The 14,014-nt window shown below is 72.2% G+C and carries 10 protein-coding genes; 1 reads left to right on the forward strand and 9 read right to left on the reverse strand.

Annotation, left to right across the window (positions count from 1 at the left end; all coding sequences use genetic code 11):
* The 7 genes from ABZ956_RS27190 to ABZ956_RS27220 are packed head-to-tail and all read right to left on the reverse strand — an operon-like array spanning position 1 to position 7,702.
* Positions 1–2,511, reverse strand: a complete 2,511-nt coding sequence (locus ABZ956_RS27190) for an NADH-quinone oxidoreductase subunit G (protein WP_361898969.1) — start codon at positions 2,509–2,511, stop codon at positions 1–3.
* Positions 2,508–3,878: an NADH-quinone oxidoreductase subunit NuoF gene (nuoF, locus tag ABZ956_RS27195; protein ID WP_361898972.1), complete on the reverse strand. Its 1,371-nt coding sequence runs from the start codon at positions 3,876–3,878 to the stop codon at positions 2,508–2,510. Before nuoF ends, ABZ956_RS27190 begins: the two co-directional genes overlap by 4 nt.
* On the reverse strand, positions 3,875–4,684 hold the full coding sequence (gene nuoE / locus ABZ956_RS27200; protein WP_361899136.1) for an NADH-quinone oxidoreductase subunit NuoE: 810 nt from the start codon (positions 4,682–4,684) through the stop codon (positions 3,875–3,877). Before nuoE ends, nuoF begins: the two co-directional genes overlap by 4 nt.
* 17 nt (positions 4,685–4,701) lie before the next feature.
* Positions 4,702–6,027, reverse strand: a complete 1,326-nt coding sequence (locus ABZ956_RS27205; RefSeq protein WP_361898975.1) for an NADH-quinone oxidoreductase subunit D — start codon at positions 6,025–6,027, stop codon at positions 4,702–4,704.
* Positions 6,027–6,776 (reverse strand): NADH-quinone oxidoreductase subunit C, encoded by a 750-nt coding sequence (locus ABZ956_RS27210; protein WP_361898977.1) that lies wholly within the window; start codon positions 6,774–6,776, stop codon positions 6,027–6,029. The genes ABZ956_RS27205 and ABZ956_RS27210 overlap by 1 nt, the downstream gene beginning before the upstream one ends.
* Positions 6,773–7,327: an NADH-quinone oxidoreductase subunit B family protein gene (locus tag ABZ956_RS27215; RefSeq protein WP_361898980.1), complete on the reverse strand. Its 555-nt coding sequence runs from the start codon at positions 7,325–7,327 to the stop codon at positions 6,773–6,775. The genes ABZ956_RS27210 and ABZ956_RS27215 overlap by 4 nt, the downstream gene beginning before the upstream one ends.
* A gap of 15 nt (positions 7,328–7,342) precedes the next feature.
* Positions 7,343–7,702, reverse strand: a complete 360-nt coding sequence (locus ABZ956_RS27220; protein WP_071964090.1) for an NADH-quinone oxidoreductase subunit A — start codon at positions 7,700–7,702, stop codon at positions 7,343–7,345.
* 738 nt (positions 7,703–8,440) lie between these two features.
* Between ABZ956_RS27220 and ABZ956_RS27225 the strand changes: the two genes are divergently transcribed.
* Positions 8,441–9,268: an NlpC/P60 family protein gene (locus tag ABZ956_RS27225; protein WP_361898983.1), complete on the forward strand. Its 828-nt coding sequence runs from the start codon at positions 8,441–8,443 to the stop codon at positions 9,266–9,268.
* Positions 9,269–9,763: 495 nt separating this feature from the next.
* Here ABZ956_RS27225 and ABZ956_RS27230 read toward each other — a convergent pair whose 3' ends face one another.
* Complete coding sequence (locus ABZ956_RS27230) at positions 9,764–11,050, reverse strand: geranylgeranyl reductase family protein (RefSeq protein ID WP_361898986.1); 1,287 nt, start codon at positions 11,048–11,050, stop codon at positions 9,764–9,766.
* Positions 11,051–11,151: 101 nt separating this feature from the next.
* Positions 11,152–13,902, reverse strand: a complete 2,751-nt coding sequence (locus ABZ956_RS27235) for a zinc ribbon domain-containing protein (protein ID WP_361898989.1) — start codon at positions 13,900–13,902, stop codon at positions 11,152–11,154.
* Between the last annotated feature and the right edge of the window lie 112 nt (positions 13,903–14,014).

Below are 14,014 nucleotides of genomic sequence, written 5' to 3' on the forward strand. Positions count from 1 at the left end.
TCACGACCGCACCTCCCGTCCCGCGCCCTCGGCGCCCTCGTCGGCGGACGCGCCGATCCGTACGAGCTCTCCCGGCCGCGCCCCGGTGTCGGAGGCGACGCCGCCGCCCACCGAGTTCAGCGGCAGCCACACCACCCGGTCCGGCATCGGTGTGACGCACAGCGGCAGCCGCACCGTGCCGGCCGGGCCGGTCACCGCCAGGTACTCGCCGTCGCGCACGCCCGCCTCGGCCGCCGTGGCCGCCGAGAGGCGGGCGAGCGCGGCGTGCCGGGTGCCGGCCAGCGCGTCGTCGCCCTCCTGCAGCCGGCCCAGGTCGAGCAGCAGCCGGTGCCCGGCCAGCACCGCCTCGCCGCGCTCGGGGCGCGGCAGCGGCCGGCCCGGCTCCGACGGGCCGGCGGCCCGCTCACCGTTCCAGCAGCCCAGCCGCGCCATCTCCGCCCGTACCGCGGGCACGTCGGGCAGGGCGAGGTCGACGCCCATCGCGTCGGCGAGCATGTGCAGCACGCGCGCGTCCGGCAGGGCGTGCCGCCGGGTCAGCTGGTCCGGCTTGACGGCGGCCTCGAACGGCCGTGCCCGGCCCTCCCAGTTGAGGAACGTCCCGGACTTCTCCACAACGGCCGCGACGGGCAGCACCACGTCCGCCCGGTCCGTCACCTCGCCCGGCCGCTGTTCCAGGCTGACGAGGAAGCCCACCGCGTCCAGCGCCTCCCGGGCGCGCGCCGGGTCGGGCAGGTCCGCGACCTCCACACCGCCCACGACCAGGGCCGCCAGCTCGCCCGTGACGGCCGCCTCGACGATCTGGCCGGTGTCCCGGCCGGGGCTGCGGGGCAGTTCGGCGACGCCCCAGGCGGCCGCCGTCTCCTCCCGCGCCCGCGGATCGGTGGCCGGCCGGCCGCCCGGCAGCAGCCCCGGCAGGGCCCCCGCCTCGACCGCGCCCCGCTCGCCCGCCCGGCGCGGCATCCACACCAGCTCCGCGCCCGTCTCCGCGGCCGCCGCGACCGCGGCCGTCAGCGCGCCCGGCACACCCGCCAGCCGCTCGCCGACCACGATCACCGAGCCGGCGGTGCGCAGCGCCTCCGCGGCCGCCCGGCCGTCGGCGTCCAGGCCCGAGCCCCCGGCCAGCGCCCGCAGCCACTCGGTCTCGGTGCCGGGCGCGGCCGGCAGCAGCGTGCCGCCCGCCTTGCGCAGGCCGTCACTCGCGTGCGTGGCCAGCGCGAACGTGCGCTGCCCCCGCTTGCGCCAGGACTTGCGCAGCCGCAGGAAGACGCCGGGGGCCTCCTCCTCGGGCTCCAGGCCCGCCAGCAGGACGGCGGGCGCCTTCTCCAGCGCCCCGTACGTCACTCCGAGGCCGTCCAGGTCCCGGCCGTGGCCCGCCACGTGGGAGCTGAGGAAGTCGGCCTCCTCACCGCTGTGCACCCGCGCCCGGAAGTCCACGTCGTGCGTATCAAGCGCCACGCGCGCGAACTTGGCGTAGCCGTAGGCGTCCTCCACAGTCAGCCGGCCGCCCGCCAGCACCCCGGCCCGGCCCCGCGCCGCCGCGAGCCCCCGGGCCGCGGCCTCGAGCGCCTCCGGCCAGCTCGCGGGCTCCAGCGCCCCGGCCTCGTTACGGACCAGGGGCGTCTCGATGCGCTCCGGCCGCTGCGCGTAGCGGAACGCGAAGCGGCCCTTGTCGCACACCCACTCCTCGTTGACCTCGGGGTCCTCGGCCGCCAGGCGCCGCATGACCTTGCCGCGCCGGTGGTCCGTGCGCATCGCGCAGCCGCCCGCGCAGTGTTCGCACACCGAGGGGGAGGAGACGAGGTCGAAGGGGCGCGCGCGGAATCGGTACGCCGCCGACGTCAGCGCGCCCACCGGGCAGATCTGGATGGTGTTGCCGGAGAAGTACGACCGGAAGGGGTCGCCCTCGCCCGTGCCCACCTGTTCCAGCGCCCCGCGCTCCAGCAGCTCGATCATCGGGTCGCCCGCGATCTCGTTGGAGAAGCGGGTGCAGCGCGCGCACAGCACACAGCGCTCGCGGTCCAGCAGGATCTGCGGGGAGATGGGGACCGGCTTGGCGTAGGTGCGCTTGCGGCCCTCGAAGCGGCTGTCGGCCTGCCCGGCGCTCATGGCCTGGTTCTGCAGCGGGCACTCGCCGCCCTTGTCGCAGACGGGGCAGTCGAGCGGATGGTTGATCAGCAGCAGCTCCATCACGCCGCGCTGGGCCTTCTCGGCGACGGGCGAGGTCAGCTGCGACTTGACGACCATGCCGTCCGTGCAGGTGATCGTGCAGGAGGCCATCGGCTTGCGCTGGCCCTCGACCTCGACGATGCACTGCCGGCAGGCGCCCGCCGGGTCCAGCAGCGGATGGTCGCAGAAGCGCGGGATCTCGATGCCGAGCAGCTCTGCCGCCCGGATGACGAGCGTGCCCTTGGGCACGGAGATCTGGATGCCGTCGATGGTGACGGACACCAGGTCCTCCGGTGGGACGGCCGCGTTCCCTCCCGGGGAGGGGGCGGACGTGGTGACGGTCATGCGTTCACCCCCAGGTGAGCGTGCTGGTGGTTGGCGGGGCCGTCGGCCCACACCGTCGACTTCGCCGGGTCGAAGGGGCAGCCGCGGCCCTTGATGTGCTGCTCGTACTCGCCGCGGAAGTACTTCAGCGAGGAGAAGATGGGGCTGGCGGCGCCGTCGCCCAGCGCGCAGAAGGACTTGCCGTTGATGTTGTCGGCGATGTCGGCGAGCTTGTCGAGGTCGCTCATGCGGCCCTTGCCGGCCTCGATGTCGCGCAGCAACTGCACCAGCCAGTAGGTGCCTTCGCGGCAGGGCGTGCACTTGCCGCAGGACTCGTGGGCGTAGAACTCCGTCCAGCGGGTGACCGCCCGCACGACGCACGTCGTCTCGTCGAAGCACTGCAGCGCCTTGGTGCCGAGCATCGAGCCGGCGGCGCCCACGGCCTCGTAGTCGAGCGGTACGTCCAGGTGCTCGTCGGTCAGCAGCGGGGTCGAGGAGCCGCCCGGCGTCCAGAACTTGAGCCGGTGGCCGGGGCGCATGCCGCCGCTCATGCCGAGCAGCTGGCCCAGCGTGACGCCCAGGGGCGCCTCGTACTGGCCGGGGCCGGCGACATGGCCGCTGAGGGAGTAGAGCGTGAAGCCGGGGGACTTCTCGCTGCCCATCGAACGGAACCACTCCTTGCCCCGGTTGAGGATCGCGGGAACGGAGGCGATGGACTCGACGTTGTTCACCACGGTGGGGCACGCGTACAGGCCCGCGACAGCGGGGAAGGGGGGCCTCAGCCGGGGCTGGCCGCGCCGGCCTTCGAGCGAGTCGAGGAGGGCCGTCTCCTCGCCGCAGATGTAGGCGCCCGCCCCCGCGTGCACGGTGATGTCGAGGTCGAGTCCGCTGCCGAGGACGTCGCGGCCGAGGTAGCCCGCCGCGTACGCCTCGCGCACGGCCTCGTGCAGCCGGCGCAGCACGGGTACGGTCTCGCCGCGCAGATAGATGAAGGCGCGGTGGGAGCGGATCGCCCAGCAGGCGATGACCATGCCCTCGATGAGGGAGTGCGGGTTGGCGAAGAGGAGGGGGATGTCCTTGCAGGTGCCGGGCTCGGACTCGTCGGCGTTGACGACGAGGTAGTGCGGCTTGCCGTCGCCCTGGGGGATGAACTGCCACTTCATCCCGGTGGGGAAGCCGGCGCCGCCGCGGCCGCGCAGCCCGGAGTCCTTGACGTAGGCGATGACGTCGTCGGGGGTCATCGCGAGGGCCTTGCGCGCGCCCTCGTACCCCTCGTGCCGGAGGTAGGTCTCCAGCGTCCAGGAGCGGGGCTCGTCCCAGAAGGCGCTGAGGACGGGCGAGAGCAGCTTTTCCGGGCTGGTCTCGAAGATGGCGGGCGCCATGGTCATTCCTCCCCCTCCTCGGTGACCGGTCCGCTGGGGTGCTCGGGGTCCGAGGCGGATGTCTGCTGGGGAGCGTCGTGGGAGCTCAGGTGCTCGGGGGGGCGCTCGTCGCGCGGGGGCGCGCCCCTGGGGGGACCGACCCGGGCGGTGCCGTTCTCGCCCTTGGCCAGCCGCAGGCCGGCCAGCGAGGCGGGGCCGGCGCCGCCGCTCGCCTCGACCGCGCCGGGGCGCTGGTCGGGGAAGCCGGCCAGGATGCGGGCCGTCTCCCGGTACGTGCACAGGGGGGCGCCGCGCGTGGGCTCGGCACCCCGGCCGGCCCGTAGGTCCTCGACGAGCCGGATGGCGCTCTCGGGCGTCTGGTTGTCGAAGAACTCCCAGTTGACCATCACCACGGGCGCGAAGTCGCAGGCGGCGTTGCACTCGATGTGTTCGAGGGTGACCTTGCCGTCGTCGGTGGTCTCGCCGTTGCCGACGTCCAGGTGGCGCTTGAGCGCGTCGAAGATGGCGTCGCCGCCCAGCACCGCGCACAGCGTGTTGGTGCAGACGCCGACCTGGTAGTCGCCGCCGGGCTTGCGCCGGTACATGGTGTAGAAGGTCGCCACCGCCGTGACCTCGGCCGTGGTGAGCCCGAGGAGCTCGGCGCACAGGCGGATGCCGGTGCGGGTGACGTATCCCTCCTCGGCCTGCACGAGGTGCAGCAGCGGCAGCAGGGCGCTGCGGCTGTCGGGGTAGCGGGCGATCACCTCCCGGGCGTCCGCCTCGAGCCGCTCCCGTACGTCCGCGGGGTAGTCGGGTGCGGGGAGCGAGGGCATCCCCAGTTGTACGTCCGTCACCGGTCGACGCCTCCCATCACGGGGTCGATGGACGCGACGGCGACGATGACGTCGGCGACCTGGCCGCCTTCGCACATCGCCGCCATGGCCTGCAGGTTGGTGAAGGAGGGGTCGCGGAAGTGGACCCGGTAGGGGCGGGTGCCGCCGTCGCTGACCACGTGCACGCCGAGTTCGCCCCTGGGGGACTCCACGGCCGCGTACGCCTGCCCGGGCGGCACCCGGAAGCCCTCCGTCACCAGCTTGAAGTGGTGGATCAGGGCCTCCATCGAGGTGCCCATGATCTTCTTGATGTGGTCGAGGGAGTTGCCGAGCCCGTCCGGGCCGAGGGCCAGCTGGGCGGGCCAGGCGATCTTCTTGTCCGCGACCATGACCGGGCCGGGCTGGAGCCGGTCCAGGCACTGTTCGATGATCCGCAGCGACTGGCGCATCTCCTCCAGGCGGATCAGGAAGCGCCCGTAGGCGTCGCAGGTGTCGGCGGTGGGGACCTCGAAGTCGTAGTGCTCGTAGCCGCAGTACGGCTGGGCCTTGCGCAGGTCGTGCGGGAGACCCGCGGAGCGCAGGATGGGCCCGGTGGCGCCCAGCGCCATGCAGCCGGTGAGGTCGAGGTGGCCGACGTTCTGCATGCGGCCCTTGAAGATGGGGTTCCCGGTGGCGAGCTTGTCGTACTCGGGGAGGTTCCTGCGCATCTTCTTCACGAACTCGCGCACCTGGTCCACGGCGCCGGGCGGCAGGTCCTGGGCGAGGCCGCCGGGGCGTACATAGGCGTGGTTCATGCGCAGGCCGGTGATCAGCTCGAAGATGTCGAGGACGAGCTCGCGGTCCCGGAAGCCGTAGATCATGATCGTGGTGGCGCCGAGCTCCATGCCGCCGGTGGCGATGGCCACCAGGTGGGAGGAGATTCGGTTCAGCTCCATGAGCATGACCCGCACGACCGAGGCGCGGTCGGGGATCTGCTCCTCGATGCCCAGGAGCTTCTCCACGCCCAGGCAGTACGCCGCCTCGTTGAAGAAGGGCGTCAGGTAATCCATGCGCGTGACGAAGGTGGTGCCCTGGGTCCAGTTCCGGAATTCGAGGTTCTTCTCGATGCCGGTGTGCAGATAGCCGATGCCGCAGCGGGCCTCGGTGACCGTCTCGCCGTCGATCTCCAGGATGAGCCGGAGCACGCCGTGGGTGGACGGGTGCTGGGGGCCCATGTTGACGACGATGCGCTCGTCGTCGGCCTGCTTGGCGGCGGAGGCGATCTCGTCCCAGTCGCCGCCGGTGACGGTGTAGACCGGGCCCTCGGTGGTCTCGCGGGGGCCGGCGTCGTTCGGAGTGGTCATCAGCTGTACGACCTCCGCTGGTCCGGAGCCGGGATCTGGGCGCCCTTGTACTCGACGGGGATGCCGCCGAGGGGGTAGTCCTTGCGCTGCGGGAAGCCCTGCCAGTCGTCCGGCATCATGATCCGCGTGAGCGCCGGGTGGCCGTCGAAGATCAGGCCGAAGAAGTCGTACGTCTCGCGCTCGTGCCAGTCGTTGGTCGGGTAGACGCCGACGAGGGACGGCAGGTGCCGGTCGTCGTCGGGGACGCCGACCTCCAGCCTGATCAGCCGGTTGTGGGTGATCGAACGCAGGTGGTAGACCGCGTGCAGCTCGCGGCTCTTGTCGCCGGGGTAGTGCACAGCGCTCACGCCCGTGCACAGCTCGAAGCGGAGCGCGGGGTCGTCGCGCAGGGTGCGGGCGACGACCGGCAGGTGCTCACGGGCGATGTGGAAGGTGAGCTCGTCGCGGTCCACGACCGTCTTCTCGATCGCGTTGCCCGGGAGCAGCCCCTGTTCCTCCAGGGCGCCCTCCAGCTCGTCGGCCACCTCGTCGAACCAGCCGCCGTAGGGGCGGGAGGTCCCGCCGGGCAGCCGTACGGTGCGCACGAGCCGGCTGTAGCCGGAGGTGTCGCCGCCGTTGTTCGCGCCGAACATGCCGTGCCGGACGCCGATGACCTCGCCGTGGTCCAGGCGCTGGCCGGGCAGGTTCTGGGCGCCCAGGTCCTTGTCGGGGTTGACCCCGTTGGGGCCCTTGGGGTTCGTCTCGCTCACCGGAGCAGCCCCTTCATCTCGATCAGCGGCAGGGCCTTGAGCGCCCTCACCTCCGCTTCCCGCTCCGCCTCCTCGCGGTGGGCGCCGAGCTTCTCGGACTGGATCTTCTTGTGCAGCTTGAGGATCGAGTCCAGGAGCATCTCGGGCCGGGGCGGGCAGCCGGGCAGGTAGATGTCGACCGGCACGATGTGGTCGACGCCCTGCACGATCGCGTAGTTGTTGAACATGCCGCCGCTGGACGCACAGACGCCCATGGAGATCACCCACTTGGGGTTCGGCATCTGGTCGTAGACCTGCCGCAGCACGGGCGCCATCTTCTGGCTGACCCGGCCGGCCACGATCATGAGATCGGCCTGGCGGGGCGAGCCGCGGAAGACCTCCATGCCGAAGCGGGCCAGGTCGTAGCGGCCGGCGCCGGTGGTCATCATCTCGATGGCGCAGCAGGCCAGGCCGAAGGTGGCCGGGAAGACGGATGCCTTGCGCACCCATCCCGCGGCCTGTTCCACGGTGGTCAGCAGAAACCCGCTGGGCAGCTTTTCCTCGAGTCCCATGTCCCGTGAAGCCCCCTAGTCCCATTCCAGGCCGCCGCGACGCCATACGTAGGCGTAGGCGACGAAGACGGTGAGCACGAAGAGGAGCATCTCCACGAGCCCGAACAGCCCCAGGGAGTCGAAGGTGACGGCCCAGGGGTAGAGGAAGACGATCTCGATGTCGAAGACGATGAAGAGCATCGCCGTCAGGTAGTACTTGATCGGGAAGCGGCCGCCACCGGCCGGGTGCGGGGTCGGCTCGATGCCGCATTCGTACGCCTCGAGCTTGGCGCGGTTGTACCGCTTGGGCCCGATGATCGATGCCATGACCACGGAGAAGATCGCGAAGCCTGCACCGAGGGCTCCCAGTACGAGGATGGGCGCGTAGGCGTTCACCGCTCCTCGCTCCTTCCAGTCTGTCGACGCTGACTGCTGGCTGACCGGACCCGGTGGCGGGCTCACCGCCCCCTGCCGCCGGCGAGCCGTCCTCGGCGGGATCACCGCGAAGATCGCCGGCATGTGAGGCAGTTCACAAGCCCGGGTCGATTGCATCCTATGCCCGTCGGTCTGTGATCTGCGACACGGCGAACACGACCGCGTTTGTGATCTCCACCACCTGACGAACGATCATCAAGTCGGATGAGCGGTGATCTTCGTACGCGAAGCGGTTGAGTGATCACCAGAGGTGACATTCGAGGGCCGAAGCGCTGGTCGGAGCGGTGAGGCACTATCAAGCCGTGGCTGGTTCACGCAAATTGGCATGACTGCCCGGTCAACTGATAAGGGGGCCGCACCCGCTGGGGCGACGGCCGTCGGTACTCACCCTTCACCGCGGGACCGCCGAGGAGCCGGACGGGACGGGCGTTGCGTGAGTTCCGCCACGCGCCGAGAGGTTCGGGATCCGGTTTTGCTGGGTAGCCTCGACGGGCGGACCGTAAAGGTGATAAGACGCCTGCCGGCCGTCGATCCGATGGCCAAATGCCGTGCTGAGGCGGCTGTTGGCCCCTCGCGGCCGGGGGCGCGCCGTGACCCTCCCGTGATCCGAAGGCCCGAATTCTGGGCGCGTTCACGCCAATTGTGACGCACGTCACTTATCTTGAACTCAACCTGTGCGGACTGATAGTCCGTTGTCCCATGTCCCCGAACGCGCACATAACCAGCCACCGGAAGCCCCGTCGCCCCGCGACCCAGTCGTGGGTCGTCCGCACGGGTGTTGCCGGTGGCGTCCTCAGCACCCTGGCTGTGGCCGGCACCGCTTCCGCCACCACCGCCGAGAAGCCCACCGAGGCGACCATGGAGATGCCCGCGTTCAACGCGGCGCTGTCCACCTCCATCGCGCAGAGCGCGGTCGCCACGCAGCAGACCGCTGTGGACTACCAGGTCCGCGCACAGGTCGAGGAGGCCCTCGACCAGGCCAAGGCCGACGCCAAGAAGGCCAAGGAGGAGGCTGAGCGCAAGGCCGAGGCCGAGCGCAAGGCGAAGGAGAAGCGCGAGGCGGACGAGGCCCGCGCCTCCCGCACCAGCGAGCGCGGCTCCCTGGGCACCAAGTCGACGTCCGCCTCCGGCAGCGAGTCCGGCTCGTCCGCGTCGTCCTCCTCCACGGCCACGGGCAGCTCCGCGTCCCTGGTGAACTTCCTGCGCGCGCAGGTCGGCAAGGCCTACGTGATGGGCTCCACCGGCCCGTCCTCCTACGACTGCTCGGGCCTGGTCATGGCTGCCTACAGCCAGATCGGCATCGACCTGCCCCGCGTCTCCCAGGACCAGTCGACGGCCGGCACCCAGGTGTCGACCTCCAACCTCAAGGTCGGCGACATCCTCTACTGGGGCTCCGCGGGCAGCGCGTACCACGTGGCCGTCTACATCGGCGGCGGCAAGTTCATCGGCGCGCAGAACCCCAGCACGGGCATCGTCGAGCGCGACATGAGCTACTCCCCGCCCACGGGTGCCGTCCGCGTCATGTGACGCGCGTGCGCCCGGAGCGCACACGGAAACCACGCAGAAGGGCCGCCGTTCCCCCCGCTCGGGACGGCGGCCCTTCGGCATGCCCGGGTGCCCACCCCCGTTGTCCACGGGCACCCGGTCCCCTGTGCCGGTAACCGAGTCTGGGCGGATGTCCGGCCGAAGAGCAAACCCCTTCGGTCCGGGTCGAATCCGGACAGCCGGCGGAAGGGCCGTCGGGGCGGGAAACCGCAGGCAGCGGCGGCGAACGGCCGGATATGGGACCGCCCGCCGGGCGGGGGCGTTCGCACGGCGGGCGGCGCGGGGGACGGGTCCCCCCGGGTCAGGGAAGGCGGCCGACGGCGGGCCCGCCGACCGGGCCCGTGACGCGTTCCTCCACGAACCGCACCTCCCCTTCACAAGGGAACCGTTCCGTACCCAACCGGAATTGGGCTCCCCTCATTACTTCCGTAAAGCCAACACGCCGAAACGACGCGAAAGCTACTCGAAAGGGTGAATCTAGGAGCGCGGCGCCACCTTGCTCAGGCCGTTGATGATGCGGTCCATCGCATCGCCGCCCGTCGGATCGGTCAGGTTCGCCAGCATCTTCAGCGTGAACTTCATCAGCAGCGGATGCGTCAGCCCCCGCTCCGTCGCCAGCTTCATCACCTTCGGGTTGCCGATGAGCTTCACGAACGCCCGGCCGAGCGTGTAGTAGCCCCCGTAGGTGTCCTTGAGGATCTTCGGGTAGCGCTGCAGCGCCAGCTCCCGCTGGGCGTACGTGGCGCGGGCGTGCGCCTGGACGATGACGTCGGCGGCGATCTGGCCCGACTCCATCGCGTAGGCGATGCCCTCGCCGTTGAAGGGGTTGACCAGGCCGCCCGCGTCGCCGACGAGCAGCAGGCCGCGCGTGTAGTGCGGCTGGCGGTTGAAGGCCATCGGCAGGGCGGCGCCGCGGATGGGGCCGGTCATGTTCTCCGGCGTGTAGCCCCAGTCCGCCGGCATGGAGGCGCACCAGGCCTTGAGAATCTCGCGCCAGTCCAGCTCCTTGAAGGAGTTGGAGGTGTTCAGCACGCCCAGACCCACGTTGCTCGTACCGTCGCCCATGCCGAAGATCCAGCCGTAGCCGGGCAGCAGCCGGTCCGGGCCGGGACCGCGCCGGTCCCACAGCTCCAGCCACGACTCGAGGTAGTCGTCGTCGTGGCGCGGGGAAGTGAAGTACGTACGGACGGCCACGCCCATCGGGCGGTCCTCGCGCCGGTGCAGGCCCATGGCCAGGGACAGCCGGGTGGAGTTGCCGTCGGCCGCGACGACCAGGGGCGCGTGGAAGGTGACCGGCTTCTTCTCCTCGCCGAGCCGGGCCTCCACGCCGACGATGCGGCCGGTGCGGTCGTCGACGACGGGCGCGCCCACGTTGCAGCGCTCGTACAGGCGGGCCCCCGCCTTCACGGCGTGCTGGGCGAGCTGCTCGTCGAAGTCGTCGCGCTTGCGGACCAGTCCGTAGTCGGGGAACGAGGCCAGGTCCGGCCAGTCGAGCTCGAGCCGGACGCCGCCGCCGATGATGCGCAGGCCCTTGTTGCGCAGCCAGCCCGCCTCCTCGGAGATGTCGATGCCCATCGACACGAGCTGCTTGGTGGCGCGCGGCGTCAGGCCGTCGCCGCACACCTTCTCGCGCGGGAAGGCCGTCTTCTCCAGGAGGAGGACGTCCAGGCCGGCCTTGGCGAGGTGGTACGCGGTCGTGGAGCCGGACGGGCCGGCCCCGACGACGATCACATCAGCGCTGTGTTCGGTTGGGGACTCGGTCACGGCGGCTCTCCGTTCGGCGAGGGAAGGGTCGCTGTCGAGTCTATGAGCCGGGCGGGAACGGCAGGTCGGCGACCGCCCGTTCCCGCCGCGGGCGGCAGGCGTCAGCGGACGTCGTAGGGGCCGACCCACCAGAACCGCAGGGCGGTGTCGAAGACCTTCCGCGCGTCGGGGTGGAAGCGCTCGCGCTCGGTGTACATGATCGCGTACTCGGTGCCCTTCTCGTCCACGTACGCCTGGTTCAGGGCGCGCATGACCTCGCCGTTCTTCTCCTTCCAGGTCCACTCCCACAGCGCGCCGGGCCTGCCCAGGAAGGTGTTCGCGGTCATCTGGACCCGCGTGTAGCCCTCCTGCCTGCCGACCGTCTTCTCCATCTCCCGGAAGTGGTCGTACGCCGACGTGCCTCCGCTCGGCACGATGCCGACCCGGATGTGGCCGGGGCCGGTGGGGCCGGCGTAGTCGATCTGGTTGCTGCCCCGGTTCTCGCGCCGCCAGTACTCGGGCACGGCGAGCGAGAAGCCCTCGGGGGAGGTCATCCGCTGGAAGCCCTTGGGCACTTCACCCTTGGGAGGCTGGGGCCGGGGGCCGGGAGTCGCGGAGGCCGATGCCGAGGGCGCAACGGTGGGGGCGTCGCCCCCTCCGGTGGGAGCACCGGACGGCGCCTGACTGCGAGCGGCGGGCCCCTTGGCGTCCTCGCCGCCGTCGCCACCACTCTTGCTGTTGCCGACGAGCATCACCCCCGCCATAGCGGCCCCGCCGACCAGAAAGGCCGCCAGCCCGATGGCCCCCCACACAAGCGGCCGCCGCACGGAGCGCGCGGGCGGGAGGGCGCCGGTGGTGGTGGCGGTCGCGGTGAAGTGGGCGGGGGCAGGGGCGAACGGGGCGTGTTGCGCGGCGTAGGCGAGCGGCTGCGTGCCGGTGTGGGACGCGGGACCCGCCGCGGGCGCGGTGAGGTGCGGGGCGGAGTGAGCGGCGGCCCGTGCGCCTGCGGGGGCGGCGGGTTGAGCGACAGCGGGGCCGGCCGCCGACTCAGCAGGCGCGGGCTCAGCCGCGGGCTGCGCGGCAGCCGGGGTCGCCGCAGGCGCGACCGAGAAGGCAGCCGCCGTCGACTGCGGCGCAGCCGCAGACGCGGGCTCAGCCGCAGGCTGCGCGGCAGCCGGGGTCGCCACAGGCGCCACGGAAGGGGCGGCCGCCATGGGCTGCGGCGCAGCCGCAGGCGCGGGATGAGCCGCGGGCTGCGCGGCAGCCGAGCCCGCCGCAGGCGCTACAGAGGGGGTGCCCGGCACGGCAGCACCGGACGCCTCCGCAGTCGGCCGGCCGCCGGCCGGCGACGCAGGCTGCGCACCCGCCGAGCCCGCCGCCGAGGCGGCGCCCGGTGCGGCGGCAGCGGGCGGCTGATCGGCACGGTGGGGTGCCGTCGGCATCGGGGGCGCCGGAGTCGGCAGTGGCGGCCCGAGCGGGTTGGGTCGGCTCATGAAAGCCGGGCCTCGGGTGTGGCCCAGGGCTCCGGCCAGAAGGATCGCGCCGGCGGTCCACAGGAGGCCGAAGAGCAGTAGTTCGCCGGCGTTCGTGGCGATCGAGGCGTCCGTGCCCCGGGGGCGGGACGAGAAGGACGTGCCCGTCGTCATCTCCATCGCGCCGCCGGAGACGAACGACAGCAGCCACAGCGTGGCCAGGAAGAAGACCCCGGAGAGCACCTGCTCGGTACGGTCCGCCGAGCGCCTCGCCGCCGTCACGGCCAGGATCACCGCGCAGGCCAGGCCCACCGCCACGGCACCGGCCTGGGCCCAGCCGCCCGCCAGGTCACCGATCTCGGAGAGGCCGAGGGTGTCACCGGTGTGGCGCCCGCGCTCGGTGGAGGAGCTCTCCACGCCCGCGCCCCAGGACAGCCCGAGCGCCATGAGGCCGAGGTTGGCCAGGACGGGCAGGGAACCGGCCCAGGCCCAGTCGCCCGCCTCGTCCGGGTGGGAGGCGATGACGAAGAACACGATCAGCCCGCACAGCGCCACCGACAGGCCAAGGGCGCGCAGGGCCGTGCCCCACGCCCGTACGGCCATCTGTGCGCCGGCGCCGAGGCGTGCGGCCGCCTCGTCGCGGCACAGCACCGCGCCGCTCACCACGCCCGCGAGCGCGCCCGAGAACAGCGCGGCGAGCACGGGAGTGGTGGAGACGGAGAAGAGGGCAAGGTCCGGTTGTCCGTAGAGGCCGAGGACGAGCACGACCGCCGCGCAGATCAGGGCGATGCGCACGGTGGCCTCCGCGCCGCCGCCGGGGCCGGCCGGCGGCGTACGGCGCAGTCGCCTGGCGCCGAGGGCCGTCGCGCCGGCCCACAGGGCGGTGATGGTCAGCGGCCATACGGACACCGAGCCGCTGCCCCGTATGAACATCGACAGCAGACCGCCGCCGCTGCGCGACTCGACCTCCAGGCCCGCGCCCAGCCCCTGCAGCAGCAGGGCGATGGCGGCCGGGAAGCGGTCGGACCAATTGCCGAGGCCCAGTGCCTCGTAGTCGCCGGGGGACGGCAGCGAGACGGCGAGCGCGAGGACGAGCAGCAGGGCCGACGGCCACGCCGCCGCCTTCGCGGAGCCCGCCCAGTCGCCGGTGAAGGTCCGGCGCAGGAACAGCGCCCCGCGCGAGGGCGGGGCGTAGGGGGCGTACGACGGCGGGCCACCGGGCAGCGGCGGGGGCACGGCCGGAGGCGGGGGTGCCGGCGGCATGGCGGGAGCGGTGGCCGTGCCGGCGGCGGCTGCCCCGGCCGCCGCCCTCTCCGCCTCCGGCCGTTCCTTGCCGCACTTCATGCAGAAGCGCGCGTCCGGTACGAACCCGGAACCACAGGCGGGACAGAACGAGGGCATAGGGCCTCCGGGATTCGGTGATCACGACCGGGGAAGGTCAAGATCGTACCGATCACGGACCGCCTGGCCATGACAACGAACAGGACGCGCGATAAGCGCGCCCTGCCCGGTA

It is taken from the genome of Streptomyces sp. NPDC046261 (genome assembly GCF_040646235.1).
Classification (GTDB): Bacteria; Actinomycetota; Actinomycetes; order Streptomycetales; family Streptomycetaceae; genus Streptomyces.

Coding starts and splice junctions, on each gene's coding strand:
- nuoF (WP_361898972.1), bottom strand. CDS start 3,878: ATGACCATGGCGCCCGCCATCTTCGAGACCAGCCCGGAAAAGCTGCTC.
- ABZ956_RS27225 (WP_361898983.1), top strand. CDS start 8,441: ATGTCCCCGAACGCGCACATAACCAGCCACCGGAAGCCCCGTCGCCCC.
- ABZ956_RS27190 (WP_361898969.1), bottom strand. CDS start 2,511: ATGACCGTCACCACGTCCGCCCCCTCCCCGGGAGGGAACGCGGCCGTC.
- ABZ956_RS27205 (WP_361898975.1), bottom strand. CDS start 6,027: ATGACCACTCCGAACGACGCCGGCCCCCGCGAGACCACCGAGGGCCCG.
- ABZ956_RS27235 (WP_361898989.1), bottom strand. CDS start 13,902: ATGCCCTCGTTCTGTCCCGCCTGTGGTTCCGGGTTCGTACCGGACGCG.
- nuoE (WP_361899136.1), bottom strand. CDS start 4,684: ATGCCCTCGCTCCCCGCACCCGACTACCCCGCGGACGTACGGGAGCGG.
- ABZ956_RS27215 (WP_361898980.1), bottom strand. CDS start 7,327: ATGGGACTCGAGGAAAAGCTGCCCAGCGGGTTTCTGCTGACCACCGTG.